Here is a 26729-nt window from a genome sequence, read left to right on the forward strand (position 1 = left end):
GCATGATTCAGGTTTTTCGCGCCGTCCTGAGCGAGGAGGCGATTGCCGCCGCCGCGCAATGCATGCGCGAGGGCTGGGTGGGCTACGGCCCTCGTTGCCGCCGCCTGGAACAACATTTCATCGACATGCACGGAGGCTGGGCGCTTGCCACGGGTTCCTGCACTTCAGCCCTGTACTTGAGCGCGCTCTTGCTGGAGCCTGCGCCGGGCGATGAGGTCATCGTTCCGGCGACGACCTTTGTCTCGACGGCCATGGCCTTCCATTGGGCGGGCTGGCGAGTGCGGATTGCGGATGTCGATCCGGATACCTTGCTGCTTACACCCGGCAATGTCGAGGCGGTCGCAACGGAACGTACCCGCGCCGTCGTGGCGGTGCATCTGTACGGTCAGCGGGCGGCAGTTCGTGAGTTGGCTGCCTACTGCGCGCGCCGGGCGTATGTCCTCATCGAAGATGGCGCGCATCGGCTGCCGTTACCGGGCGAGGCGGCGCCCTCGGGAAAGTTCGCCTGCTATAGCTTCAATGCGGTCAAGGAAGCCCCGGCGGGCGAGGGAGGCATGCTCTGGTGCGCGGATGCGGCGCTGGAGCCCGCGGCCCGGCAGATATCCAACCTGGGCCTGGCTCTCGATACCCCGCAACGATGCTCGACGGTGCAACATCGTGACTATGAGTTCAGCCAGCACGGTGGGCTGAAATTGCGCTTGAACGACATTGCGGGTGCGCTGGCGCAGGACGGCATCGATCGGCTTGCCTCGACGCGCCAGCAGCGTCAAGCATTGGCCCGGCGTTACGATCGGGCTTTTGCCGATTTGGCCTTTCCCGATCTCCCGATGCGGCTTCTGCACCGGGAGACCGATGATAGTTGCCTGATGTATGTCGTTCGTGTCGGCAAGGCGCGCCGCAGCGCACTGCGGGAGGCGTTGGCGCATGCCGGGGTGGCGAGCAGCGTGCATTATTCGTCGCTTTCACTGCATCCTCTTTTCCTGGGGCAGACTGAGCTGACCTGTCCGAATGCGGAACTGGCGCAGCAGGAGGTTCTGACCTTGCCGCTGCGGCTGGATCTGACATCGGCAGAACAGGAGAAAATCATCGCCGCCGTGCGTCGCTGGGCCGAGGCTGAAGCGAGGCTGAAGCGAGGCAGGGCGCATGAATGACCTGCCCTTGTGTTCCGGTTGGATCGTCAATCTGCGCCCCGTTCTGCCAGAGGACGTCGATGCGATCGTGCGGCTGCGCAATACGGCGCGCAAATGGTTTCTGGATAGCCGGGAGGTCGATGCCGAGGGTGTGGCGGCATGGCTGGCAGCGATGCGTTTTCCCGATGAAGCCTTGTTGCGGATAGAAACGCAGGCGGGAGATTTTCTGGGCGTGGCGGGCTGGAGCCATTTGTCTCTGGCGTCACGCGATGCGGAAATCGGCCGGCTGATGGTCGATCGAAAAGCCATCGTGCGTGAACTGCCCGATTCCGGGCGCAGCGTTGCGGTGGATGCGGTCAGGGCCATTGGCCGTTATCTGTTCGTCGAGTATGACCTCCATCGCATAAAAACTTCCTTTATCGCCGGCAACCATCTTGCGGCCGGCATAAATCGGCGCTGCGGCATGACGCCTGTGGAAACCCTCAGTCACCTGCAGTCGGGCAAGCCCGTGGAAGTGCAGCTCCTCGAACTCACCAGGAGCCGTTGGCTATCCTTGCAGGATGCCTATGCCCAGGATTGCTGATTCCCGGGAAAGATGAGTGCTTGTGTGACAAATTTGCTTGTTACCCCGCTTTTTGAGGTGCTACCTGCCTGACGGGACGTTATATTCCCGACAAATCGACAAGGTTGATGCAATGCACATGCACCTTGCGGTACGAATAAAAAATTGCAAGCTTGCCATGCGTTTGGCCAATGGCCGGGCCTGAGGGGTATTTATGAGTGCGACGAAGAAGCCATTGACTCATCAGGAGTTGCCGTTTCCACAGACGCGGATTCCTGGCCTGATGAGTGATGCCTGGCCTTCTGTCCTGGCTGTGGGTCTGTTCTCGGCTTCAGGTGGAGCGTTCGCCAATGGCTGGGAACCCACTATTACTGCCACACAGGTTGCACCGGGCGGGACTTTTCGCGTTGACGCGAACTATATATATGATGGGGCTTGCGGCATGCGGTCCAAGGTGCGGTATGTGAGTGGTTCCTGCACGCCAACGGGTGATACGGGCTGGCAAGGTCATACCTCGAATTGTTTTGTCGATGGTACGGCCAACCGAACCTACACCATGAGTGCTTCTCCCACTGCGCCATGCGTGGTTGTCGCCGAGGGTACGGATACGCTAGGACGGAACCCTAGTACAACCTATACCATCAAGGCCACGCAAAGCATCAATGTGACCGCCGTGCCGCCAGCCAGTGCGCAAGGTGGTAACTCTTTCCCGGTGGCGGCGACGGCCAGTTCCGGCTTGTCGGTCAGCGTGAGCGTGTCGGGTAATTGCACTTATGCTGCGCCGAACGTCACCATGACCAAGACCACCGGAAGTTGTACGGTGAACTTCAACCAGGCTGGCAATGCAACCTGGGTGGCGGCACCCGAGGTCGGCTATACCGTCAACGCCACCGGCCTGCCTCAGACCATCACCGTGACCACGCCGGCGCCGGCCAGCGCCAACTACAACTCGAGCTTCACGGTCGCTGCGACCACCAATGCGGGGCGGCCGGTGGCCATCACGACTTCCGGCAGTTGTTCGGGCAGCGGCAGCGGCAGCGCGACCATCACCATGACCAGCGGAACGGGCGTTTGCACGGTCAAGTACAACCAGACTTCCAACGATCCACCTTATGCGCCGGCAGCGGAGGTGACGAATTCGACCACGGCCGTCAAGCTTCCGCAGGCCATCACCTTCCCCGAGCAGGCGACGGCCAGCCGGGTTTTTTCCAACAACAGCACTTTCGCCATCAGTCCGACGGCAACCCGGGGCAGCCCGGATTCCGGCAATGCGATTTCCTACAGCTCACTGAATACGGGCGTGTGTACGGTTTCGGGAACGACGGTCACCATGAAGGGCGTGGGCGATTGTGTGATTGCAGCCGATCAGGCCGGTAATGCCAACTATGCGGCGGCGCCGCAGCAAACCTCTCTCGTGACGCTGACCAAGGCCTTGCAGTCGATCACCGTCACCCAGTCGGCGCCCGCGACCCGGGACAATGGCCAGACGTTCACCGTCAAGGCCAAGGCCGTGCCCTCGAATCTGCCGGTGTATGTCCAGGGCGTGGGTATCTGCAGCGGCAGCGGCAACAGCACCGATACGGCGGTAACGATCACCATGACGGCAGCGGAAGGGATCTGCACGGTGGTCTATACCCAGACGGGGGATGCCAACTATGAAGCGGCGGATCCAAAGACCGAATACGTGTCGGCGGCATCCAGCTCGGGCTGCCTGGGCGAAGGAACCTATACGGGCCTGCGCCTCGGTTCGTCTGGCGGCTATCTGGGCTGGGCCTGCAATGGGGGCGACTATGTTTCTCCGGGAAGTTCGATCAGTTGCAGCCCGGGCAACTGGAATCTTCCCTGGTATCTGCTTTTTGGGATCAACTTGCCCCCCGGGATAGGCTTCAAGGGCCATGTCTTGCAGACTGAATACAACCCCGGCAAGACCTTCAAGATACAACTGGCGCCCGGCAGCACCAATGAGTACAACATCCTCAATGAAACCGACAAGACCTGCTTCGCGTCGGGCAACGGTTCCTATGAGTTCAGCGGCACGCGCAAGGGCGCGAATTCCAGCGCGGGTTATCTGGTCGCCATCCAGGACACGGCCACCATGCCGTCGGGCGCGTATTGCAACTACTCGCATTCGCTGACGAAGTGGAAAGTCAATAATCACGGCGGCTATATCACCCTGTCGAACGTCGGCTATCCCAGTTCGCCGGCCGGCTGCATGGGGTCGGATATCTTCGGGTTGAGCCGTCTCGTGGAATACAAGGCAGGGAAGAATTACGGCCACTGGGGCGATTCCTGGGTACGCAATGCCGCGCCATCCTGTTCCGATTCGGGTGCGCGGTTGACCTGCCAGGGTTATCAGCCGCCGGTGCCGGATCATATTCGCTACGAATTCAATTCAAATAACGCGTATACCTGCCAGCCGCCGGAGGTGACGATCAAGGTCTGCGCCAATTCGATGCCGGAGATGGGCGCTGCCGGCAGTTGCACGGTGTATGGGGGCTATGCGGTGTTGCGGCCGTTGGCGACGAAGGGCAGTTGGAGCGGCCTGACCGCCGCTCCCGTCACCGGCTTCACCGGCGCTTCGTCCGGCGTCAAGCTCTCGCACAGCGTGGCTGGCGAGAGCGTCAATCTGGGCTACAGCAACAAGAGTCTGAGCCTCGTCGATAACACGCTCGAATGCTATGACACCCATACCAACCGGCGCGTCAGTTGCACGGCGGCAATGACCTACAAGTCCTGCCCGCCGTTCGATGCGGTGGAAAAGGGCGCCGACAACGGCACGAATCTTTACACCAAGCTGGCCGGGACGGCGTTCGAGTTCGACGTGGTGGGCGCCCCCGCCTATGCGGACAACATCACGGTGGAACTGGCCGACGTCTCGGCGCAGGGTGCCTGCGACGGCGCTCCGCTGCTGCAGTCGCTGGGCACGGCCGCCTTCAGCGGCGGGCGGAAGACCTACACGGCGACCTATAACAATGCCGCCGCCAAGGTGGGGGTGCGGATCAAGGACAAGGACAACACGTGCTACGCCTCCACGGATCCCTTCAGTATCCGTCCGGCCTATCTTGCGCTGTCGATGACGCCGGCGAGCGGCGTGCAGAAGGCGGGTGAGGATTTCACCATCGAAGCGGCGGCGAAAAATTCCGCGGGCAACACGACGATGGCGTATGCCGGCATTCCGCTGGTCGATGAGCGCTATATCCACGATTGGACCAATCAGTCGATCGCCTTGCCGCCGCAGGCTTCGATCATGGGCGCTTTCACGACGGTTGCGAACGGGGTGGCCAAGGGGCTGACATTTACCTACGGCGATATCGGTACCCTGAGTTTCCTGGCCTATACCGACGACCTGGTGAAGTATTTCGGCAGCGCGGTCGGGGATACCCAATTCACCCAGGCTTCGGATGACCAGCGCAATGGCGATTGCGTGGTGGATTCGTTTTCCACCGTGCTTGAAGACGGCAAGTATGGCTGCAACATCGGTTCGTCCGGGGTGACGTCGGTGCGCTTCACGCCGCATCATTACGAGGTCGAGCATGAGTTCAGCCCGGCCTGCGGCGCCTTCACTTATCTGGGCCAGCAGCCGGCGGCAATCCCGAAAGTGGTGATCAAGGCGCTGAACAAGACCGGTGGACAGTTGGTGCGCTTGCGCTCGGATTATCTGTCGGCATACCGGCCGGGCTTCACCGTCAGCGCCTTGAATGGCGGGGTGACGATCGCGAACCCGGCAACGGCGGCGCCGGTTTCCATGGACTTGACCACGCCGCTGGCCTGGCCGAGCCCAAGCCCGGATGCAGGGAATGCGGACGGGGTGGAGGGCGGCCTTTATCAGAACGCGGCTTCCGGCTTCGTTCCAAGGCCGGCGGACAAGGTCTCGTACGACAATTTCGCCCTGAAAACGACGATTACCGATGGCGACGGCATCACCATCACCAAATGCAACGGCGCGACTCAGGACAGCGATAGCTGCACTTCGCCCGCCACCAAGCTGCGCTTCGGCATTCTGAAGGTCGACAATGCCTATGGTTCGGAGCTGCTGCCGCTGTATGTGCCGGTGACCGCCCTGTACTGGGATGGCACGAGCTGGGCGAAGAATACCGCCGACAACTGCACCAGCCTGAGTGTTGCCACGGGCGGCGCAAGCAGCATGGCGATCGGCAATTACAAGGGCGGACTGGCCAGCGCCGACGTCACGGTGGCGACTTCGACCGTGACGCTGAGTGCGGGTGCCGGCTCGATTCGCGTGAGCGCGCCGGGCAAGCAGGGCAGCGCGGACGTTGCGCTCAACCTGGGTTTGCCGGCAGCCACCAGTGATGCTTCCTGCTTGACCTGGGATACGGGCGCCGGCGCGCCCGGCGCCACGGTGGGCGCGGATCTGAAATATCTGCAGGGCGCCTGGTGCGGGGGGGGGGCTTATGCCAAGGATCCGCATGGGCGCATCAACTTCGGTACCGCCAAGAGTCCTTTCCTGTACAAGCGCCTGCATTGAGCTGGCCGCTGCGGGGGATCGGGGTCTCAGGACCTTGGTCTTGGGGCCTCGATGGCATTCATGCTGGTATTCATGCCATTGACCAGGTAGGGGCGGGTTTCAAACCCGCTCCTGCGTCCTCGTCCTGTATCGGCACCGCGGGGCAGCCCCGATGGCATGCATGCGATGGCCTTGCCTGGCCCGAGGCATGAAAGCAAGAACCCGACTGGCCCCGGTGTGGCGGGATCAGTCGGGTTCTGGATTCTGCTGGTTTTGCGGGTGTGCCGGGAAGTGAGTGGTGCGCCGCTTCCCGCGCGATGGCGCGTCAGTCCACCAGCGCCAGTTCGAACAGTTCGCGCTTCAGCAGCAGCTCGCGCGGCAGGCGCGACTTGAGCTTGTCGAACCATTCGGCATGGAGTTGCAGTTCGGTCTTCCACATTTCGGTGTCGACCCGGGTCAACTCCTCGAACTGTTCGCGAGTCATGCCCTTGAAGTCGGTCCAGTCGATGTCTTCGTACTTGGGCATCCAGCCCAGCGCGGTTTCCTTGGCGGCGGCGCAGCCCTTGACGCGCTCGACGATCCATTTCAGGACGCGCATGTTGTCGCCGAAGCCCGGCCAGATGAAGTCGCCGTTTTCGTTCTGGCGGAACCAGTTGACCGTGAAGATGCGCGGCGCGTGCTCGATGGTATGGCCGATGCGCAGCCAGTGATTGAAGTAATCGCCCATGTGGTAGCCGCAGAACGGCAGCATGGCGAACGGATCGCGGCGAATGATGCCCATTTCGCCCACCGCGGCGGCGGTGGTTTCCGAGCCGAGGGTGGCGGCCATGTAGACGCCGAAGTTCCAGTTGAAGGCTTCATAGACCAGCGGCACGGTGGTCGAGCGGCGGCCGCCGAAGATGAAGGCCGAGATCGGCACGCCGGCGGGATTTTCCCAGTCCTTGTCGATCGACGGGCACTGGCTGGCCGGGGCGGTGAAGCGGGCATTCGGGTGCGCGGCCTTGCGTCCGGTGCTGACGGCGATCTCGGGCGTCCAGTCCTGGCCCTGCCAGTCGATCAGGTGCTGCGGCACTTCCTTGGACATGCCTTCCCACCAGACGTCGCCGTCGTCGGTCAGGGCGACGTTGGTGAAGATGATGTTTTCCTTCAGCGTCGCCATGGCGTTGAAGTTGGTCTTTTCCGAGGTGCCGGGGGCCACGCCGAAGTAGCCGGCTTCCGGGTTGATGGCGTAGAGACGGCCATCCTTGCCCGGCTTGATCCAGGCGATGTCGTCGCCGACCGTGGTGATCTTCCAGCCATCGAAGCTCTTCGGCGGAATCAGCATGGCGAAGTTGGTCTTGCCGCAGGCCGAGGGGAAGGCGGCGGCGACGTAGGTTTTTTCGCCCTGCGGCGATTCGACGCCGAGGATCAGCATGTGTTCGGCCAGCCAGCCTTCGTCGCGCGCCATGGTCGAGGCGATGCGCAGGGCGAAGCACTTCTTGCCGAGCAGGGCGTTGCCGCCGTAACCGGAGCCGAAGGACCAGATTTCGCGCGTCTCGGGGAAATGCACGATGTACTTGGTGCTGTTGCACGGCCAGCGCGCGTCGACCTGGCCCGGTTCGAGCGGCGCGCCGACCGAATGCAGGCAGGGCACGAACTCGCCGGTCTCGCCGAGGGCGTCGATGACCGCGCGGCCCATGCGCGTCATGATGCGCATGTTGGTGACGACGTAGGCGCTGTCGGAAATCTCGACGCCGATGTGGGCGATGGGCGAGCCGATCGGCCCCATCGAGAAGGGGATGACGTACATGGTGCGGCCGCGCATGCAGCCCTTGAACAGGCCGGTCAGCTTTTCCTTCATCTTGGCCGGTTCTTCCCAGTTGTTGTTGGGGCCGGCATCTTCCTTGTTGGCGGAACAGATGTAGGTGCGGTCCTCGACGCGCGCGACGTCGGACGGGTCGGAGCAGGCGAGGAAGGAGTTCGGGCGCTTGGCGGGGTTGAGACGGATCATCTTGCCGGTGTCGACCAGCATGGTGCAAAGACGGTCGTATTCTTCCTGGGAACCATCGCACCAGACGATGCTGTCGGGCTGGGTGAGGGCGGCGACTTCGGCAACCCAGGCTTTCAGCTTGGCGTTGCGGACGTAGTCGGGTGCGTGCGCGGGTGCGGAAGTGGCAAGTGCTGCAGCTTGGGTCATGGTTGCGGAACTCTCCAGAAGATAGGGATGGGAAAGTACCTGAAAGTCGATCGATCGCGCTGGGTGGGTGATCGGTGGGCTTCCAGCTTTCCGTGTTGAGGGGGTATGCCCCGGCACGGAAGGGGTGGAGGCAAATGTGTAACTTGTCTGCTAAACCCGTAGCCGGCGATTCTCGCATTTTCCTGTGTAAAGATCAAGTTAAGCGGTCGAGTGGCGCGGGTATATGCGCGGTTTCAGCAGGCTTTGGAGATTTGCCGGAATGCGGGTTCGACAGGCGCGCAGGCGTGTCTGGGCCAGCGAACGATGCCGGCAATGCGCGCTCGCCGGCAGCAAGGGGGAAGGGTAAAGGGCGATGGCGTGATTGCGCTTTCCGGCAAGAAAGGCGGCGTTCTACTGTCTGTTTCTCAAGCAATGTTTTGTCCGTCACTATAGAATGCGTGCCTGGTTCCGGCCCCGTTTGAAACGGGGTGCAAGACGGCAGATTTGACTGTGCAGGATATTAAATACAGCGGGTAACCCATAATGGATGAAAGATTTCGCGCCGCAGCCCTCGAATACCATTTTCAGCCGAAGCCCGGCAAGATCGCCGTCACACCCATCAAGTCGATGCTCAATCCGCAGGATCTGGCGCTGGCGTATTCGCCGGGCGTGGCCGTGCCCTGCGAGGAAATCCAGAAGGATCCGGACAACGCCGAGAAATACACGGCGCGCGGCAATCTGGTGGCGGTGATCACCAATGGCACGGCGGTGCTGGGCCTGGGCAACATCGGCCCGCTGGCCGGCAAGCCGGTGATGGAAGGCAAGGGCGTGCTGTTCAAGAAGTTCGCCGGCATCGATGTGTTCGATCTCGAGATCGCCGAGAACGATCCGGACAAGCTGGTGGACATCATCGCTTCGCTCGAGCCGACCTTCGGCGGCATCAATCTTGAAGACATCAAGGCGCCGGAATGTTTCCATATCGAGAAGAAACTGCGCGAACGCCTGAAGATCCCGGTTTTTCATGACGATCAGCATGGTACGGCGATCATTGCCGCAGCGGCCGTGCTGAATGGCCTGCGCCTGGTCGGCAAGGACATCGGGAAAATCAAGGTGGCCTGTTCGGGCGCTGGGGCGGCAGCCATCGCCTGCCTCGATCTGCTGGTGAGCCTGGGCGTCAAGGTGGAGAACGTCCATATCACCGACAGCAAGGGCGTGGTTCATGTCGGCCGTGACCCGAACATGGATCCCTCCAAGGCGCGCTACGCACGCCAGACCGATGCCCGCACGCTGGGCGACATCGTGCGCGATGCCGACGTCTTTCTCGGTCTGTCGGCGCCCGGCGTGCTGAAGCCGGAAATGCTCAAGACCATGGCGGCCAACCCCATCGTCCTGGCGATGGCCAATCCGATTCCCGAGATCCTGCCGGAACTGGCCAAGGCCACGCGCCCGGACGTGATCATCGGCACCGGCCGTTCGGATTACCCGAACCAGGTGAATAACGCGCTGTGCTTTCCCTACATGTTCCGCGGTGCGCTGGATGTCGGCGCGACGACGATCAACGAGGAAATGAAAATCGCCGCCGTGCTGGCGATTGCCGATCTGGCCCATGCCGAGCAGCCCGATGTTTCGCCGACGGCCTACAACAAGGTGGATTTCAAGTTCGGCCCCGAGTACCTGATTCCCATGCCTTTCGACTCGCGTCTGGTGATGAAGGTGGCGCCGGCCGTGGCCCAGGCGGCGATGGTTTCCGGCGTGGCCAGACGCCCGCTGGCGGATATCGAGAGTTATCGCGCCCAGCTCTCCGAGTTCGTCTATCACTCCGGCCTGCAGATGCGTCCGGTGTTTACCGCAGCAAAGCAGAATCCGCAGCGCATCGTTTTCTGCGAGGGCGAGGATGAACGCGTGTTGCGCGCCGTGCAGACCGTGGTCGATGAAGGTCTGGCCAAGCCCATCCTGATCGGTCGTCCGGATGTGATCGATGCGCGCGTCGCCAAGTACGGTCTGCGTATCAAGGCCGGCGAGGATTTTGCCCTGGTGAATCCGGATTCCGATCCGCGCTTCCGCGATTTCTGGACGGAGTACCACGAAATCATGCAGCGCAAGGGCGTCAGCGTCGAGTACGCCAAGCGCGAAGCGCGGCGCCGGACGACGCTGATCGGCTCCCTGATGATCAAGAAGGGCTACGCCGACGGCATGGTCTGCGGCACTTATGGCAGTCATTCGCAGCATCTGCGCTACATCAGGAATGTCATCGGCCTGCGCGAGGGCGTCAGGAATTTCTATGCGATGAACATGCTGATCCTGCCCAATCGCGCGCTGTTCATCGGCGATACCTATGTGAATTACGATCCGACGGCGGAGCAGCTCGCCGAGATGACGGTGCTGGCGGCGGATGTCGTGCAGCGTTTCGGTCTGACGCCGAAAATCGCCCTGCTGTCGCACTCCAGCTTCGGCTCGGAAGATACGCCGACCTCGTTGAAGATGCGCGAGGCCTTGCAACTGCTGCAGGAAACCGCGCCCCATCTCGAGGTCGAGGGCGAGATGCACGGCGATGCCGCGCTTTCGGCAGAGATTCGCGATCAGATATTCCCGAATTCGCGTCTCAAGGGGCAGGCCAATCTGCTCGTCATGCCGACGCTGGATGCCGCCAACATTGCCTTCAGCCTGCTGAAAACGGCTGCGGGCGATGGCCTGACGCTGGGCCCCTTGCTGCTGGGAGCGGCCCGGCCGGTACATATCCTGACGCCAACCGCCACCGTGCGGCGGATTGTCAACGTCACCGCGTTGCTGTCCGTCGAAGCGGCGACGCAGACACAGACGCAGCGCTGACCGTTACCGCCGTCCCGTCCGATGTCCGCGAGCCGCTCCAAAACTGCGCTGATACTGACTGGAGGGGGCGCCCGGGCGGCGTATCAGGTCGGCGTGCTGGCGGCGATTCGAGACTTGCTGCCGGATACCAGACAAAATCCCTTCCCGATTCTTTGCGGCACCTCGGCCGGCGCCATCAATGCGGCTTCGCTGGCGACCCAGGCCGATGATTTCGGTTTTGCGGTCAGCCGGCTGGAGGCAATCTGGGGAAATTTCCATGTCCGGCAGGTTTATCGGGCCGATACGCTGGGCATTTCCCTGACGGGAATGCGCTGGCTGGCATCTCTCCTGGGGGGCTGGCTGGTCAAGCAGGTGCCGCGCTCCCTGCTCGATAATGCGCCGTTGCGCGAGCTGTTGCTGCGGCATCTGAATTTCGATCGCATCGAGTCCGCCATTGCCAGCGGGGCGCTGCATTCCGTGAGCATCACTTGTTCGGGCTACGGCTCGGGTCAGAGCGTCAGCTTCTTTCAGGGAGGCTACGCGCTCGAAAGCTGGCAGCGTTCGCAGCGTTTCGGCGTGCATACGCGGCTGAATGTCGATCATTTGATGGCATCGAGCGCGATTCCGTTTGTTTTTCCCGCCGTCCGGATCAACCGCGAGTATTTCGGCGATGGCTCGATGCGCCAGGTCGCGCCCATATCGCCGGCGATCCATCTCGGCGCCGACAAGATCCTGGTGGTTGGCGCCGGTCAGCGAAATGCCGGCGAGAGTTACCGGGAATACGGCTCGCGCTATCCTTCGTTGGCACAGATTGCCGGGCATGCGTTGTCGAGCATTTTTCTCGATAGCCTGTCCGTCGACCTGGAGCGCCTGATGCGCATCAACCGCACGCTCAACCTGATTCCGGAAGATGTACGGCTTGCCCAGGGATTGCCATTGCGCCCCATCGAAGCGCTGGAGATTTCGCCCTCCAAGCGTCTCGATCATATCGCGGCGCGCCACGTCCGCAGCCTGCCCTGGGCGCTGCGCGCCCTGCTCGGGAATATCGGCGCCCTGAACAAGCGCGGCGGCGCGCTGGCCAGCTATCTGCTGTTCGAGGCATCCTATACGCGCGCGCTGATCGAGCTGGGTTACCATGATGCCCAGGAGCGGCGTGACGAAATTCTTGCCTTTCTGGATATTTCACCCAGTACCGGATAAGGGGATCATGCGCATGAGTACACGAAAGCGAAAGTCTTTTTTGCGCTCATGGCTGTTCGGTACACTGATGCTGATCATGGGCGCCGTGGCGGAGACCACCGCGGCATCGACACCCGATGCCGCATCCAAGGCCCCGGTGGCGGCGGAAGAGGAAACTGGCTCTGCCCGGATGATAGCCAGTCTGCCGGTGGTGGCCAGCGGCGGCAAGGCCAGCAGCACGGCGGATCACGGCAAGTTCAAGGAACTGCAAAGAGCCTTCAAGAGCGGGCCGGAAGTCACCCAGGCCTGTTTGACCTGCCATAACGAAGCGGCCCATCAGGTCATGCAGAGCGTGCATTGGACCTGGGAGACGGTCAATCCGCTGATCGACAAGAAACTCGGCAAGCGCCATGCCGCCAATAATTTCTGCGGCTCGCCCCTGTCCAACGAACCGCGCTGCACGAGTTGCCATGCCGGTTATGGCTGGCAGGACAAGAATTACGATTTCACCAATCAGAACAACGTCGATTGCCTGGCTTGCCACGACACCACGGCCACTTACAAAAAGTTTCCGACCGATGCCGGGCATCCGCTGTACGAGCCGCGCGAGCGGGTCAAGGGCAGCGGCAAGTTCGAGCAGCCGCCCGACCTGACCCGGATCGCCCAGGCGGTGGGCAAGTCCGGACGCCATAATTGCGGCGCCTGTCATTTCAACGGTGGCGGTGGCGATGCCGTCAAGCATGGCGATTTGGATTCCTCGCTGATTGCGCCGTCGCCCGGCGTGGACGTGCACATGTCGCCCCAGGGCGGCAACCTGTCCTGCGCGGATTGCCATACCTTCAACGCCCATCAACCCTCGGGCAGCCGCTATGCCGCCATGGCGCGGGATACCCGGGGGCGCGACATGAAGCACGAGGATCACATCCGGGCGACCTGCGAGTCTTGTCATGACCTGCAGCCGCACAAGAATGAGCGGCTCAACCGTCACGGCAAGCGGATTGCCTGCCAGACCTGCCATATCCCCGAGTTCGCGCGTGGCGGCATTGCCACCAAGACGCTGTGGGACTGGTCGACCGCCGGCAAGCGCGATGCGGAGGGCAAGCCGCTGTTCATCAAGGACGACCACGACCGCTTGATCTATTCGGCGGAGAAGGGCGATTTCAGCTATGGCGAAAACCTGCGTCCGACCTACAAGTGGTACAACGGCGTGGTGCGGCAGATCGTGATCGACGAGAAGATCGGCGACAAGCTGGATGACAGGAACATTCTTGAGCTGAACCGCGTCGAGGGTTCGGCCAGGGATCCGAATGCCCGCATCTGGCCCTTCAAGGTCATGGTCGGCAAGCAGCCCTACGATCCGGTGAACCAGACCCTGGTGGTGAATCACGTCTATGGCAACGACGACACGGCGTTCTGGGGCAATTACGACTACGCGAAATCCATCCAGGCCGGCATGGATTACGCCGGCCTGCCCTACAGCGGCAAGTACGATTTCATCGAGACGCGCATGAACTGGTTCATCACCCACATGGTGACGCCCAAGGAACAGGCGCTGCAGTGCCAGGATTGCCACACGCGTTCAGCGGAGGGCCGCCTGAGCGAGATCACCGACATCTATCTGCCGGGCCGCGACCGCAATCACTGGCTGGATCTGCTGGGAGGCGCGGCGGTGCTGGCGGTGATCGCGGCCAGCCTGCTGCATGGTGTCGTCCGCATTCTGAGCCGACGCAGGGAGCATGACGCATGAGCACGCAGCGCATCTACATCTACAAGCGCTACGAGCGCTTCTGGCACTGGTCGCAGGCTTTGTTGATCATCCTGATGATGCTCACCGGCTTCGAGGTGCACGGCAGCTATGCACTACTGGGTTACGGGCAGGCCGTGGATGTCCATACCTATGCCGCCTGGAGCCTGCTGACGCTCTGGGGCTTTACGATTTTCTGGCAATTCACCACCGGCGAGTGGCGCCAGTACATGCCTTCGCTGCGCAATGTGTCGGCGATGCTGCGCTATTACACGGTCGGAATTTTCCGGAATGCGACGCATCCGTTCCGGCCGAGCGCGGTGAAAAAGCACAATCCCCTGCAGCGTCTGACTTACCTGGCCTTGCTGGCTTTCATCCTGCCGCTGATCTGGGTTTCCGGCCTGCTCTATCTGTTCCATGGCGACTGGCAACGGTTGCGGCTGGATCGGCTGCTCAGCCTGGAGAGTGTGGCCCTGGCGCACACGGCCGGCGCCTACATGATCGTGGCCTTCTTCTTTGCCCATGTTTATCTGGCCACCACCGGCCATACGGTCTTTGCTCACCTCAAGGCCATGATCACCGGCTGGGAAGAAGTCGATGATGCGCGGACGGTGGAGGATGGCGGCAAGCGCTGAGCCGCGGCGTACTTGCCGCAACCCGGTTCGAGGATGCTCGCCCCTGCCTGTGACTCGTCGCAAACGAGATCGGCCCGGAGATCGGCTCATTATTTGTTGAGGCTTGCCAGATAGCGTTTTTCAAAAGCCTTTTTCGACCAGTGGAACAGCCGGTTCGCCGGGAATACCATGCTGCGCTGGGGGCTGCGATAGACCATGATGCCGCTGTCCAGGGTGTCGATGATGCACATCAGTTCCGGACGGGGCTGGGCGGTGGGGGCGTGCCCCTGCAGGGCCAGATGCAGGTTCTGCGCGGCGGCCCTGGCCTGGAGTTCGGCCATGTGCGCCTGCTTGGGCAACCAGTCGGGGCCGGGAAAGCTGCCGGCATCGCCGGCGATGAACACGCGCTCGGCGGTTGGCACGCGGCAGTATGCGTCGGCCTGGATGAAGCCGCCCGGCGACAGCGGCAGGCCGGAGTTTTCCGCCCACTGCGGTCCCGTCAGGCCGGGCATGAAGAGGATCAGGTCGGCATCGATCTGGCCGCCTTCGGTGGTGACGCCCTGCGCGGAAAAACTCACCAGCTTGTGGCCAAGATGGGTGGCGATCCGGCGCCGGGCCATTGCGGCCAGGATTTTGCCGACCGCCTTGTCGCCCAGGCGCTTGCCCGGTTCGGTGGCCGGATTGAAAAAGGTCAGCGTGAAGGCCTCGCGACGCTGCTGCTGGCGCAGCATGGTTTCGACGCCGAAGAGCAGTTCGAACATCGGCCCGCCGCGCATGGCCGCCGGCTCCTGAGGATTGCCGCCGAAGCCGAAGGCGATACGGCCGCTCCGCATGGCGGTGAGACGATCACGGATGGCCTCGGCGGCAGCGATGCCTTCGCACAGCGTCAAGGCATGTTCGATGCCCGGCAGCTTGCGGATGAAGCGTCCACCCGTGGCAATGAGCAGGGCGTCATTCTTCAGCTCGCCCCGATCGGTCAGCACCGTGCGCCCTCCGTCCGCCAGTCCGCTGACCTGAGCCTGATGAAACTCCAGACGATGGCGCTGCAGAAAAGGCTGCAGGGGCCGGATGAGGCCGCCGCCCTGGCGCAAATGCGTTGGTATCCAGATCAGGCTGGGCAGGTAGACGAACTCAGGCTTGGGGGCGACCAGGGTAATGCGGGCCTGGGGCTGCAGCCGGCGCAGTTCGCGGGCTGCCGTCACCGCGGCAAAGCCGGCGCCGAGAATGAGAATGTGGGTCATGGCGGCGAGATTCCGTGCGGGGGAAACGACCATCATATATCAGTAAATTTGAATATAGAAGTTTCGCCGTGATTCACGTTGTGATGGCGCGCGCCAACGGCCGCAACTGCAGATGATGGAACATCTGCAGATAGCGCGCGGTTTCTTCGCGTTCCAGCTTGCTGACGAACTTCCAGAAGCCATAGATGCGAGTAAGCGTCATCATCCGTTCGGCATACAGGCGCCAGGTGTAGCGTGCGGCGACCCGCGTCAGGGCGGCGCTGGAAATGCTTCGCCAGTATTCCGGATCGCTGCTGCAGCGTTCCAGAAAGTCCGCCATGGCTGTCGCGGCCTTGCCGCCTTGACCGGGGTCGATGTGGAAGCCCGAAATGCCGTGCTCGATGATTTCCAGCGGGCCGCCATGACGGGTGGCGAAGACCGGCAGTCCGGACGCCATGGCTTCAATCAGGGTGAGGCCGAAGGCTTCAAACAGGGCTGGCTGGACAAAGATGCCCCGGCAATCGGCGATGACCCGATAGATTTCTCCCGTCAGCGCCTTGTCGAGTCGCGCGCCCAGCCAGCGCATCTGGCCGTCCAGTTGATGCTGGTCCATGAGGTCGTGCATGCGCTGTATCTGTTCTTTTTCCTCGGCATCGGAAGAGGCGGCTGGATCGGTATGACCGCCGATGATCAGCAGATTGGCCGCCTGCCGCAGACGCGGTTCGTTGCCGAACCAGTCGACCAGGCCACTGAGATTCTTGATGCGATCCAGGCGGGCCAGCGTGAAGAGCAGGGGCTTGTCCGGGTTGCTGAAGCCCCCGCGCCAGGGAACGCCGGGATCGCTGGCAAACAGCAATCGATCGATCTGTGGCCGCAGCGAGTGCAGGCGCCGCTCTGCATCATGGTATGGGAAAAATACTTCGGCATCGGCACCGGGCGAAACGATGTTGAAGCGCGGATCGAAGGGATCGATGCCGCGCACCACGCGGTACAGTCCAGGCAGGGTCCAGGCCTGGTAGCTTTCGTATTGCCCGACGGTTTCGTGCGTGCCGGCAATTTCCTGCAAGGTGCTGGTGATGACGAAATCCGCACTGTTCATGGCGATCAGGTCGGCGGTGTATTGGCAGGCGAAGTGATGGCTGCCGTCGTTGTCGCGCCAGTACAGCGCCGAGTGCAGATACTTGCTTTGTTCCAGGGCATGGGCGATGTTGCACTGGGTGACGCCCAGGCGTTGCGAGAGCAGGGAGGCAACCAGATTGCCGTCGGAGTAGTTGCCGACGATCAGGTCGGGGCGGCCGCCCAGCTCGGCCAGGGCCGCATGCTCGACATCGACGGCAAAGTCTTCCAGATAGGGCCAGATGTCGAAGCGCGAGATCCAGTGACGCAGCACTTCGCCGCCGGGATGGCGGAAGGGAACCCGCAGGATGACGGCATGTTCGCAGCCATGGATTCTTTCCAGAGCCTGGTCGCAGGTCGTGCCGTCGGCCTCGGGAATCAGACGAGTGACGACCAGGATGCGAGGTTCGACGTTGACGCCCTGTACGGCCAGACGGTGGCGCATTTCCTGTTCCAGGGCGCGCACCTGATCCAGGATGTACACCACCTGCCCGCCGGTGTCCGGCCGGCCGAGTACGCCATCCTGGGCGAACCAGCCGTGTGGAGAAAGAATCAGCAGCCGAGAGACCATCGGGATGCGGGCGAGAAAGGTTTCCAGCGTCTGGGGCGAGGGTGCTTCGAGCAGATCGATGAGCAGGCTCATGGTTTCCGTCATGCGTTGCGCCGTATCGCCCCAGCCGGGTGCGAATCCCAGGCGCCCCATGGGTTCGGCCAGTTCATTCCAGGGCGTTTCTGCCGGTTGCCGCTGCAACAGCGCCTGAGCTTCACGCAGGGCAGCGCGCAGCGCTGGAACACCCTGCAGGAAATCAAACAGCATCAATTGCTGGCCGGCAAGGGCATGCACGTGCAGAAAATCGATCAGGCGGGCCTGCCCTTCCGCGGGGTTCTGGAACATGGCGCTGGCCAGGTGGCGGTTGAGGAAGGACATGCCCTGGCCGATGGAGCGTATTTCCTGCAGGCGTGGAAATTCACGGTTGAAGGGGCCGAAATCGACTTCGAGCATGTCGTTGGCGGTGCATTCATCCACGACCAGACGTTCCTTGAAATGCAGGTACTCGCTGGCGTCGATGCATTCCGGCAGCAGGGTGTCGAGATGCTGGCGCAGATAGTGCCAATGACCGGCATGCTCGCGGATGGCAAAGCAGGCCTGGGGCGGACGCAGTACCGCTTCCTGCATGTGGCGCACGGCTTGGGCCAGCGGATTGCCTTTATCTGCCACGCTGGCCTGGTAGTGTTCCTGAAGATCGGTGTGGAGCAGCAGGGAGCGGCCATCGGCGAAGCAGCTTCGCAGGAAGGCCTGCATGGCATCGCGGTTCTGCGTGGTCCAGGCGCACAGGCTTTCGATCATGTCCTTGCTCCCTCCGTAACGATGAAGCCATAGTGGGCCATGCCTTCAAGGATACCGGCCGCATGGCGATTGCTGGCGAAATAGATTTGTTCGAGGCCGCGAAACTTCTGCAGTTCCGGGCTGTGATTGGCGACGACCACGCCGAGCGTATCGCCCACCAGCATTTCGGCGTCATTGCCGGAGTCGCCGGCCACCAGGAAATTTCGCAATGGCAATCCCCACTTGTAGGCCAGATAGCGTACGGCCTGTCCCTTGGAGGCGCGGATGGGCAAGACGTCGAGATAAGCCTGGTGGGAGTAGATCAGGTTGGCGTGCAGGCCTTCGCCCTGAAGAAGCTTGTAGAGCGCACGCAGTGGAGGCATCGAGGCAGGATCGACCAGATAGCTCAATTTGAATTCGCGCTGGTTTTCCGGTTGCTGCAGGATCAGGCCGGGAATGCCGGTCAACAGATCCGCCAATGCGTCGCGCCGCCAGCGATGGCGAATGTGGCGTATCCAGCCATTGTCCGGCAGCATGGTGCGACCATAGTGAATCTCGCTGCCAACCGAGGTGATCAGCGCATCCGGCCGGGGTACCCGCCACTGACGCAAGATGGACAGCGTGCTTTCCAGGGAACGGCCGGTGGCGACGGCAAATCCCAGTTGCCGCCCGCTGGTGCGCAATACTTCGATGAGCCGGGTCAGCGAGTGGCGGTCGCCGATCAGCGTATTGTCGATGTCACTGACCAGCATGCGTTGCACGAAGGGCAGTGAAGTGGCTGGACCCGGATGCAGATGGGCCGCCAGTTCGCGGCGTATCTGCTTGCGCTCCTTGCGCGCCAGCCGGCGCACCGCTTTCAGATATTTGGCGACATGGGCATCCCAAGTGTAATGATGACTCACGCCGGAAAGCCCGTGCTGCGCCCGCCGGCGCCAGGCACGTGCATCACCCAGAACTTCCAGCAGACCGCGTGCGATGTCGTTGCTGTCGAGTGGATCGATCAGGATGCCATTGTTGCAGTTGGCAATGATGTCGCGAGGGCCGCCGTCGGCTGTGGCCACGATCGGCAGGCCACTGGCGGCCGCTTCGATCAGGGTCAGGCCGAAAGGCTCGGTCAGGGCCGGATTGGCGAAGACGCCATGACGCTGGGCTGCCAGACGGTAAAACTGCGGTATATCTTCCGGCCGATGCCGCTTGGGCAATGCCACCTTGCCCCACAGGTCGAAGCGATCGACGGCCAGCAACAGATCGGTCAGAACCTTCGCCTGGTCCTCGTCCAGATCACGCAGGTCATCGCGCTGTCCGGCGATGATCGCCAGATTGGCACGCTGCCGCAGTTCGTCCGAGTTGCCGTAGGCTTCAACCAGGCGCAAGAGATTTTTGCGGACTTCGGGGCGGCAGATGGCAAGGATCAGTGGCTTGCGCGGCTCGGTGAGAAAGCGATCGAGCATGCCCGGCACTTCGGCTGCCAGTGGCGCCTTGCCGGGTGGCGCAAAACGGGAGGTGTCCGTTCCCGGTGGAATCACCAGGGCGCGACCTGGCTGGTAATTTTCATAGAGGCCGTATTGCTCCTGGGTTTCCTGCGGCGTACTGGCGATGATCAATTGGGCATTGGCCAGTATGGTTTCCTCTGCGGCAATGCGCCTGGCGAAATTGAACTGGCGTTCCAGTGCCAGGGGTTTACGGCCATGTGCCAGCAAGCGCTGGCGTTTGCAGCGCCCCAGTGAGTGGCCGGTGTGGATGAGGGGGATTCCCAGCAGTTGCGAAAGCTGGGTGCCGACATAGCCGGCATCGGCATAGTGGCTGTGTATGACGTCGGGCAGCCGGGCCTGTTGCCTCAAATAATGCACGATGCGGTCGACCAGCAGATCGAGATGATTCCAGAACACTTCCTTGCGCAGATAGCGCCTGGGGCCAAAGGGAAGGCGCACCAGGCGCGCTCCGGGGCCAAGGATTTCCTCTTCCTGCGCATAGTCGGCCGACAGTTGGGGATCGTCGATGAGACGGGTCAGCAAATCGACTCGTTCGACATCATCGTGGCGGCCCAATGCCCGGGCCAGTTCGACGACGTACAGCGTTTGGCCGCCGGTATCGGCATCGCGCCCCAGTTCCAGATCATGACCACGGATCAGGCCATGCAGGCTCAGCATCAGGATATAGAGAGGGTTCATGCCGGTTTCTTCCTTTCCAGTCCCCAGCGCTGACGCCAGGGGAGGTAAAAGTCCGCGTCGGACGGTACGGCGCCACGCAGGCCGCAGACCGCTGCGGCAAACTGGTTGGCGCGCTCCAGGCAGTCGGCTGGCGCCCATTTCAACTGCAAGCCCAGCAGAAAGACGGCACTGAAGGCATCGCCCGCGCCGACGGTGTCGATGATGGGCACTGCGGAAGAGGCCACGACGCTTTCCCGCCAGCCCCGCTCCCGCTCGAACAGCCAGGCGCCTCGCGCACCTCGGGTAACCAGCAGGCAGCGGATCCGGAACTGTCGGGCCAGACGTTCAGCCTGAGCCTGGGGTGCATCGTCTCCCGGGGAGAACAGAGTGGCGAGTTCAGCCAGTTCATCTTCATTGAGCTTGAGCGTGTCTGCCTGGTTCAGCGACCAATGCAGCACATCCTTGCCAACCCATGGCGGACGCAGATTGACATCCAGAAAGCCATTCGTACGGGAGCGGGAAAGCAGCCTTTTCAGGGCTGCGCGGGAGACGTTGTTGCGCTGCGCCAGCGTGCCGAAATAGATCAGCCTGGGCCGATGGGCCAGCAACAGGGCTTCGCAGGCCGCGCCATCGATGAAATCCCAGGCCTGCTGCGGTGGAATGTCGAACCGATGCAGGCCGTTCGTCTGGCTGAATGTCACCTCGACCCGTCCGCTGGGGTGTTGTCCGTCATGCTGTATGCCTTCGCTGGACAGTCCGGCCGCCCGACAGGCTGCGAGCAGGCGGCTGGCTCTGGCGTCCTGGCCAATGCGGGAAATCAGTAGCGGCCGGAGGATCTGCGAACCGGCCAGGCCGCATAGATGATGGGCGACATTGAAGGGAGCGCCGCCGGGTATTTCGCGATCGGGAAAGCAATCGGCGAGCAATTCGCCGAACAGGAAAACGGTGCCCGGAAAATCGGTGCTGGTCGAGGACGGGCTGGCAGGGGAGGTTGGCGCGGCAGTCACCACTGTCGTAACTCCACAGGCAGGTGGCCGAACATGCTGCCAGGACGGTGGGCCGCGCACTCGACCGATGGAGAGAAAGATACTGCGCTGGCCCGAGTCTACTGGATTTTTGCATGGTGCCCGGCTTGCGATACGCCGGGGGGATGCCGATGGCTGCCATCCTGCAGTTCGGGCTGCAAGCGGTAAAAATGCCGGGATGGGAAAAATTTACTGCTGCCGCGAGGTGAGACAGATTTGATAATGCTGCTAAACTTCGTCACCTAACAGGATGAATACACTAAATATCCAGAGTTGTGATTCAGGAAAGAAGAAAGAACAATGAGGGGGGACTATGCATCGTAACAGCAAGGTACTCTTGGCTGCTCTGTTGAGTTTGATGCTGGGTCTGGGTTCGGCGCCGGCACTGGCGGCGGGCAAGCAGGCCAAGCCTGCGACGGTCAAAAAACAGGCGCTCCAGAAGGTATCGGCAAAAAAACGCGCCACGGCCGTCATGGAGGATTATTCGACGCTGCGCCTGTATTCGAATGCAGTGATGGTGCTGGATCAATCGACCGGCAGCGTGCTGTACGAAAAGAACTCGGAAGCGGTACTGCCGATCGCCTCGATCACCAAGCTGATGATGGCCATGGTGGCGCTGGACGCGCCGCCGGATCTCGATGAGATCCTGCAGATTGATGAAGATGACGTCGATACGCTGAAAGGCACCCATTCCCGCCTCAGGGTGGGAACCCGCCTGAGTCGTGAAGAAATGCTGCGCCTGGCGCTGATGTCGTCGGAAAATCGCGCGGCCTTCGCGTTGTCGCGTTACTACCCGGGTGGGCGGCCGGCTTTTGTCGCGGCCATGAATCGCAAGGCCCAGATGCTGGGTTTGCAGGATACCTATTTCTCCGATCCGACCGGCTTGAGTGCGGAGAATGTTTCAAGCGCCCGCGATCTGGCGCGCATGGTCAGCGTTGCCCAGCAATACCCGCTGATCCGCCAGTTTTCCACCACGTCCAATTACGAAGTGGCCTTTGGCGGCCGCACGCATGTCTTCAACAACACCAACAGCCTGGTGAGAAGTTCATCCTGGGATATCGGCCTGTCCAAGACCGGTTTCATCAATGAGGCCGGGCGCTGCCTGGTGATGCAGGCCTGGTTCAACAACAAGCCCACCATCATCGTGTTGCTGGATTCCATCGGCAAGATGACGCGGATCGGCGATGCCAACCGGATCAAGCACTGGGTGGAAAACGGCGCCTCGTCTCTGCGCCATTCGGCAAGCTGAAGCAGGTTTGCCGAAGCGGGATGCGCGGGTGAGAGGGATGCGCGCTGATTGGTACATAAAGAACCACACATTTGTCGTCCCCGCGAAAGCGGGGACCCAGGTACGTACTGGATTCCCGCCTGCGCGGGAATGACGAAGCCGATATTTATTCCCGTCAAGAATGCAGCACTACACTAGCGTCCCTGGCGTATCGGCTTGACGTAGCCGATGGCGGCGGAGATTTCGTCCGCCGTATCGCGGACGATGGCTGCCCAGTCCGGCCTGTGGCGTTCTGCCGGGGCGGAGACTGACAGCCCGGCGACCAGTTCGCCGGCATCGTCCCGCACGGGTGCGGCGATGCAGCGCAGCCCCTGTTCGATTTCCTCGTTGTCGAAGGCCACGCCGTGACGGCGGACGTGGTCGAGTTCCTTTTCCAGCGCGGACAGCGAGGTCAGCGAAGTCGGCGTGAAGCCGGGCAGCCCCGTGCGTCGGGCGTATTCGCGCACCTTGTGGGGGCCGTCTTCGACCAGAAACAGCTTGCCGACGGCGGTGACGTGCAGTGGCGCGCGCGCGCCGACCAGATGCACGACGCGCACCGTCGAGCGGCCGCTGGAGGTGCGTTCGACATAGACGATCTCGTCGCCCTGGCGCACGCCCAGATTCACGCTCTCGCCGATTTCCCGGTGCAGACGCTGCATCAGCGGCATGGCCGAGTCGCGGATGTTGATGCGCGACTTGACCAGGTTGCCCAGTTCCAGCAGGCGGATCCCCAGTTGGTAGGTGCCCGGCCCGGCGCGTTCGACGAAGCCGCTGGCCGCCATGGCGGCGAGGATGCGATGGGTCGTCGACGGGTGCAGGCCGGTTTCCAGCGAGAGTTGCTTGAGGCTCACCGGGTCATGGTGGTATGACAGCACATCGAGCAGTTTCATCATGCGCTCGATGACCTGAATCGGATTCCTGGTTTCCGGCTGGGCGGGAGGAGGCACCAAAAGTCTTTCGTCGCTGTGGGTGATCGAATACTATATCAGATCGTGAAATATCGTCTGCTTTCCCTTGCCATTACTGGCTTTACCTTGCTTGCCCCGGTATGAATCCATGCGCGTCGGCCTTTTCGTGACCTGTCTGGTGGACCTGATGCGGCCGCGCATCGGTTTTGCGGCGCTGGAACTGCTGGAAGCGGCGGGTTGCCAGGTGGTCGTGCCGGCGACGCAGACCTGCTGCGGCCAACCGGCCTGGAACGCGGGCGAGCGGGCGGCGGCGCGGGCGCTGGCCGTCAAGCTGCTGGATGAATTCGAGGACTGCGATTACCTCGTGCTGCCTTCCGGTTCCTGCGCTGCCATGGTGCGCTGCCACTATCCGCAACTGGTGGCCGATGATGCCGCGCTGGCCGCACGCATGGCGGCGCTGGCGGCAAAGACTTTCGAGTTGACGGATTTTCTGGTCAATGTCGCGCGGCTCGAACGCCTGCCGCGGGCGAGCCGGTTCGTCGGCGAAGTGACCTATCACGATTCCTGTTCCGGTCTGCGCGAGCTGGGCATCAAGCAGCAGCCGCGCGCGCTGCTGGGCAAGTGCGCCCATGTGAAGCTGAAGGAAATGCCCGCCGCCGAGGAGTGCTGCGGTTTTGGCGGGGCCTTCTCGGCCAGTTTCGGCGCGCTTTCGGCGGCGATTGCCGAAAAGAAATGCGCCAACATCCAGGCCAGCGGTGCCCCGGTGGTGGTCGGTGGCGATCTGGGCTGCCTGCTCAACATCGAAGGCAAGTTGCGGCGCATGGGCGATGAGACCACGCAGGTGCTGCATATCGCCGAAGTGCTTGCCGGTCGGGGTGATTAGCATGGAAGCGCAGGCGGTGCATTTCAAGGCCCGCGTCGCCGGGAAACTGGCGGATGCGGGGCTGCAACGCAACCTGCGGCGGACGCGCGGCAAGTTTGTCGACAAGCGCGCCCGCGCCGTGGCCGAACTCGACGACTTCGAGGCGCTGCGCAATGCGGCGCAGGGCGTGCGCGACCGCGTGCTGGCGGATCTCGATCTGTGGCTGGAGCGCTTCGAAGCCGAAGCGACGCGGCGCGGCGCGACCGTGCTGTGGGCGAGGGATGGCGCCGAGGTGTGCCGGCTGACCGTGGAAATCGCGCAGCGCCATGGCGTCGACAAGGCGGTCAAGTCGAAGTCCATGCTTTCCGAGGAGGCCGCGCTGAATCAGGCGCTGGCGGCGGCCGGCATCCAGCCGATGGAAACCGATCTGGGCGAATACATCCTGCAGATCAATGGTAATGAGCCGCCCTCGCACATCGTCGCGCCGGTGGTACACAAGAGTAAGGAAGAAATCTCGGCGCTGTTCGCGCGCATCCACGGCCGGCCGGCGACCGGCGACATCCACGAGATGACGCGCGAGGCGCGCGAGATGCTGCGGCCGCACTTCCTGAGCGCCGGCATGGGGATTTCCGGCGGCAACTTTCTCGTCGCCGAAACCGGCTCGCTGGCGCTGGTCACCAACGAAGGGAATGGCCGTCTGGTGACGACCTTGCCCAAGGTGCATGTGGCGATCACCGGCATCGAGAAGATTGTGCCGACGCTGGAAGACCTTGCCACGCTGATGCGCCTGCTGCCGCGTTCGGCGACCGGCCAGTCGATTTCAAACTATTTTTCCGTGCTCACCGGCCCGCGCGCCGCCGGGGAAAGCGATGGGCCGGAGCACATGTATTTCATCCTGGTCGATAACGGTCGCGCCGATCTGGTGGGCAGCGAATACGCCGCCATGCTGCGCTGCATCCGCTGCGGCGCCTGCATGAATCATTGTCCGGTGTATCAGTCGATCGGCGGCCAGGCCTATGGCTGGGTTTATCCGGGGCCGATGGGCTCGGTCCTGACGCCGCTGCTCGGTGATTTCGAGACGGCCAGCGAATTGCCGCAGGCATCGACGCTGTGCGGTCAGTGCGCCGAGGTCTGCCCGGTGAAGATTCCGTTGCCCGGGTTATTGCGCCAACTGCGCGAGGAACGGGTGAAGCGGCATCTGCGCCCGTTCGGCGAACGCCTGATGCTCGGATGCTGGGCCTGGCTGGCGCTGCATCCGCGCCTGTATGCCATCGTGACCCGGCTGGCATCGCGCTATCTGCGATGGCTGGGTGGCAGCGAGCGGCGCATCCGCGTGTTCACGCCGCTGCCGGAATGGACGCTGGCGCGCGACCTGCCGGCGCCGTCGGGACGCAGCTTCCGTGAGCAATATGCAAAATATGCGCGGCGGCGTCCGGACAGGGCTGCATGAAGATGAGAATGGATGCGCGCGAAGAGATTCTCGGCCGCCTGCGCGGCAGGCTGGGACGCGATGCCGGAAATGCCGCGCACGGGCGCGCTGCGATCGAGCGCTGCCTGAGCGAGCGGATTGCCGGGCCGCGTCCGCCGCTGCCCGGCGATTTTCTGGAGCGCTTTCGCGCCAGGGCGCAGGCGCTGGCGACCACGCTGGATGTGGTTGCCGGCCGTCGCGAGGTTGCCGCGGCGGTGGCGCGTTACCTGCGGGCGCAGGCGTTGCCGTTGCAGGCGGTGTGCTGGCCGGCGTTGGCCGATCTCGACTGGGCCGCGCAGGGTGTCGTGACGACTGTACGCCCGGTGCAGGCCGACGATCCGGTCGGCATCACCGGCTGTTTCGCCGCGCTTGCCGAAACCGGGACGCTGGTGCTGTGCTCTTCCGCGAACACGCCGGCAGCAACCAGCCTGCTGCCGGAAACCCACATTGCCGTGCTGTCGGCCAGCCGCATCGTGGCCGATATGGAAATGGCCTGGGCCTTGCTGCGCGATGAATTGGCCGAGTTGCCGCGTGCCGTCAATTTCGTTTCCGGTCCGTCGCGCACCGGCGACATCGAACAGACCATCGTTCTCGGTGCGCACGGGCCGTATCGCGTGCATGTGGTCGTGGTCAACGATCAGTGATCAGCGATTAACGATTCGTAGCCGCGCAGGATGCGCAGCCGGCGTCCGTTCCTCCGTTCCCGCAACTGCCGTCAAACGCGCCGTG

General features: G+C 62.6%; 17 protein-coding genes. 11 read left to right on the top strand and 6 right to left on the bottom strand.

The features are described 5' to 3' along the window. The first annotated feature begins 2 nt into the window (after window positions 1–2). From SDENCHOL_RS04990 to SDENCHOL_RS05000, 3 genes are all read left to right on the top strand, one after another. A complete protein-coding gene (locus SDENCHOL_RS04990; RefSeq protein ID WP_154716233.1) occupies window positions 3–1151 on the top strand; it encodes a DegT/DnrJ/EryC1/StrS family aminotransferase in 1149 nt (382 codons plus the stop codon). After that, window positions 1144–1713, top strand: coding sequence for a GNAT family N-acetyltransferase (locus SDENCHOL_RS04995; protein ID WP_154716234.1), 570 nt, complete (start codon window positions 1144–1146; stop codon window positions 1711–1713). The genes SDENCHOL_RS04990 and SDENCHOL_RS04995 overlap by 8 nt, the downstream gene beginning before the upstream one ends. Window positions 1714–2248: 535 nt before the next feature. After that, on the top strand, window positions 2249–6178 hold the full coding sequence (locus SDENCHOL_RS05000) for a DUF6701 domain-containing protein (protein WP_154716235.1): 3930 nt from the start codon (window positions 2249–2251) through the stop codon (window positions 6176–6178). 304 nt (window positions 6179–6482) lie between these two features. Here SDENCHOL_RS05000 and SDENCHOL_RS05005 read toward each other — a convergent pair whose 3' ends face one another. Next, window positions 6483–8333 carry a phosphoenolpyruvate carboxykinase (GTP) gene (locus SDENCHOL_RS05005; protein ID WP_154716236.1) on the bottom strand — a complete coding sequence of 617 codons (1851 nt, stop codon included), beginning with the start codon at window positions 8331–8333 and terminating at the stop codon, window positions 6483–6485. A gap of 522 nt (window positions 8334–8855) precedes the next feature. Here SDENCHOL_RS05005 and SDENCHOL_RS05010 point away from each other — a divergent pair. The 4 genes from SDENCHOL_RS05010 to SDENCHOL_RS05025 are packed head-to-tail and all read left to right on the top strand — an operon-like array spanning window position 8856 to window position 14678. Beyond that, the gene (locus SDENCHOL_RS05010) at window positions 8856–11141 is read left to right on the top strand and encodes an NADP-dependent malic enzyme (protein ID WP_154716237.1); all 2286 of its coding nucleotides are present in this window, start codon (window positions 8856–8858) and stop codon (window positions 11139–11141) included. A gap of 21 nt (window positions 11142–11162) precedes the next feature. Further along, the gene (locus SDENCHOL_RS05015; RefSeq protein WP_154716238.1) at window positions 11163–12320 is read left to right on the top strand and encodes a patatin-like phospholipase family protein; all 1158 of its coding nucleotides are present in this window, start codon (window positions 11163–11165) and stop codon (window positions 12318–12320) included. Window positions 12321–12333: 13 nt separating this feature from the next. Beyond that, a complete protein-coding gene (locus SDENCHOL_RS05020) occupies window positions 12334–14046 on the top strand; it encodes a tetrathionate reductase family octaheme c-type cytochrome (protein ID WP_231912913.1) in 1713 nt (570 codons plus the stop codon). Then, a complete protein-coding gene (locus SDENCHOL_RS05025) occupies window positions 14043–14678 on the top strand; it encodes a cytochrome b/b6 domain-containing protein (RefSeq protein WP_154716239.1) in 636 nt (211 codons plus the stop codon). Before SDENCHOL_RS05020 ends, SDENCHOL_RS05025 begins: the two co-directional genes overlap by 4 nt. Before the next feature lie 89 nt (window positions 14679–14767). Here the strand turns inward: SDENCHOL_RS05025 and SDENCHOL_RS05030 are convergent, their stop codons facing one another. The 4 genes from SDENCHOL_RS05030 to SDENCHOL_RS05045 all read right to left on the bottom strand — a co-directional run bounded on the left by SDENCHOL_RS05030 (window position 14768) and on the right by SDENCHOL_RS05045 (window position 21477). Further along, window positions 14768–15898, bottom strand: coding sequence for an NAD(P)/FAD-dependent oxidoreductase (locus tag SDENCHOL_RS05030; RefSeq protein ID WP_154716240.1), 1131 nt, complete (start codon window positions 15896–15898; stop codon window positions 14768–14770). A 73-nt stretch (window positions 15899–15971) separates the two neighbouring features. Continuing rightward, window positions 15972–18341, bottom strand: coding sequence for a sucrose synthase (locus SDENCHOL_RS05035; protein ID WP_154716241.1), 2370 nt, complete (start codon window positions 18339–18341; stop codon window positions 15972–15974). Then, window positions 18338–20491: an HAD family hydrolase gene (locus tag SDENCHOL_RS05040; protein ID WP_154716242.1), complete on the bottom strand. Its 2154-nt coding sequence runs from the start codon at window positions 20489–20491 to the stop codon at window positions 18338–18340. Before SDENCHOL_RS05040 ends, SDENCHOL_RS05035 begins: the two co-directional genes overlap by 4 nt. Then, on the bottom strand, window positions 20488–21477 hold the full coding sequence (locus SDENCHOL_RS05045) for a PfkB family carbohydrate kinase (protein ID WP_172954994.1): 990 nt from the start codon (window positions 21475–21477) through the stop codon (window positions 20488–20490). The genes SDENCHOL_RS05040 and SDENCHOL_RS05045 overlap by 4 nt, the downstream gene beginning before the upstream one ends. Window positions 21478–21853: 376 nt before the next feature. Here SDENCHOL_RS05045 and pbpG point away from each other — a divergent pair, with 376 nt between their 5' ends. Further along, window positions 21854–22744 carry a D-alanyl-D-alanine endopeptidase gene (pbpG, locus tag SDENCHOL_RS05050; protein ID WP_231913010.1) on the top strand — a complete coding sequence of 297 codons (891 nt, stop codon included), beginning with the start codon at window positions 21854–21856 and terminating at the stop codon, window positions 22742–22744. A gap of 173 nt (window positions 22745–22917) precedes the next feature. On the opposite strand, the gene SDENCHOL_RS05055 is transcribed toward pbpG, so the two are convergent. Further along, a complete protein-coding gene (locus SDENCHOL_RS05055; protein ID WP_231912914.1) occupies window positions 22918–23709 on the bottom strand; it encodes an IclR family transcriptional regulator in 792 nt (263 codons plus the stop codon). A 109-nt stretch (window positions 23710–23818) separates the two neighbouring features. Between SDENCHOL_RS05055 and SDENCHOL_RS05060 the strand changes: the two genes are divergently transcribed. From SDENCHOL_RS05060 to SDENCHOL_RS05070, 3 genes are read left to right on the top strand one after another with little or no spacing between them, the layout of a single operon-like run. Further along, window positions 23819–24553, top strand: a complete 735-nt coding sequence (locus SDENCHOL_RS05060) for a (Fe-S)-binding protein (RefSeq protein WP_154716245.1) — start codon at window positions 23819–23821, stop codon at window positions 24551–24553. Window position 24554: 1 nt separating this feature from the next. Then, on the top strand, window positions 24555–25982 hold the full coding sequence (locus SDENCHOL_RS05065; protein ID WP_154716246.1) for a LutB/LldF family L-lactate oxidation iron-sulfur protein: 1428 nt from the start codon (window positions 24555–24557) through the stop codon (window positions 25980–25982). Next, window positions 25979–26644, top strand: a complete 666-nt coding sequence (locus SDENCHOL_RS05070; RefSeq protein WP_231912915.1) for a LutC/YkgG family protein — start codon at window positions 25979–25981, stop codon at window positions 26642–26644. The genes SDENCHOL_RS05065 and SDENCHOL_RS05070 overlap by 4 nt, the downstream gene beginning before the upstream one ends. Window positions 26645–26729 lie beyond the last annotated feature (85 nt).

This window comes from Sterolibacterium denitrificans (genome assembly GCF_900174485.1).
Classification (GTDB): domain Bacteria; phylum Pseudomonadota; class Gammaproteobacteria; order Burkholderiales; family Rhodocyclaceae; genus Sterolibacterium; species Sterolibacterium denitrificans.

Coding starts and splice junctions, on each gene's coding strand:
- pbpG (WP_231913010.1), top strand. CDS start 21,854: ATGCTGGGTCTGGGTTCGGCGCCGGCACTGGCGGCGGGCAAGCAGGCC.
- SDENCHOL_RS05010 (WP_154716237.1), top strand. CDS start 8,856: ATGGATGAAAGATTTCGCGCCGCAGCCCTCGAATACCATTTTCAGCCG.
- SDENCHOL_RS04995 (WP_154716234.1), top strand. CDS start 1,144: ATGAATGACCTGCCCTTGTGTTCCGGTTGGATCGTCAATCTGCGCCCC.
- SDENCHOL_RS05040 (WP_154716242.1), bottom strand. CDS start 20,491: ATGAACCCTCTCTATATCCTGATGCTGAGCCTGCATGGCCTGATCCGT.
- SDENCHOL_RS05065 (WP_154716246.1), top strand. CDS start 24,555: ATGGAAGCGCAGGCGGTGCATTTCAAGGCCCGCGTCGCCGGGAAACTG.
- SDENCHOL_RS05060 (WP_154716245.1), top strand. CDS start 23,819: ATGCGCGTCGGCCTTTTCGTGACCTGTCTGGTGGACCTGATGCGGCCG.
- SDENCHOL_RS05035 (WP_154716241.1), bottom strand. CDS start 18,341: ATGATCGAAAGCCTGTGCGCCTGGACCACGCAGAACCGCGATGCCATG.
- SDENCHOL_RS05005 (WP_154716236.1), bottom strand. CDS start 8,333: ATGACCCAAGCTGCAGCACTTGCCACTTCCGCACCCGCGCACGCACCC.
- SDENCHOL_RS05070 (WP_231912915.1), top strand. CDS start 25,979: ATGAAGATGAGAATGGATGCGCGCGAAGAGATTCTCGGCCGCCTGCGC.
- SDENCHOL_RS05000 (WP_154716235.1), top strand. CDS start 2,249: ATGAGTGCTTCTCCCACTGCGCCATGCGTGGTTGTCGCCGAGGGTACG.
- SDENCHOL_RS05030 (WP_154716240.1), bottom strand. CDS start 15,898: ATGACCCACATTCTCATTCTCGGCGCCGGCTTTGCCGCGGTGACGGCA.
- SDENCHOL_RS04990 (WP_154716233.1), top strand. CDS start 3: ATGATTCAGGTTTTTCGCGCCGTCCTGAGCGAGGAGGCGATTGCCGCC.
- SDENCHOL_RS05025 (WP_154716239.1), top strand. CDS start 14,043: ATGAGCACGCAGCGCATCTACATCTACAAGCGCTACGAGCGCTTCTGG.
- SDENCHOL_RS05015 (WP_154716238.1), top strand. CDS start 11,163: ATGTCCGCGAGCCGCTCCAAAACTGCGCTGATACTGACTGGAGGGGGC.
- SDENCHOL_RS05020 (WP_231912913.1), top strand. CDS start 12,334: ATGAGTACACGAAAGCGAAAGTCTTTTTTGCGCTCATGGCTGTTCGGT.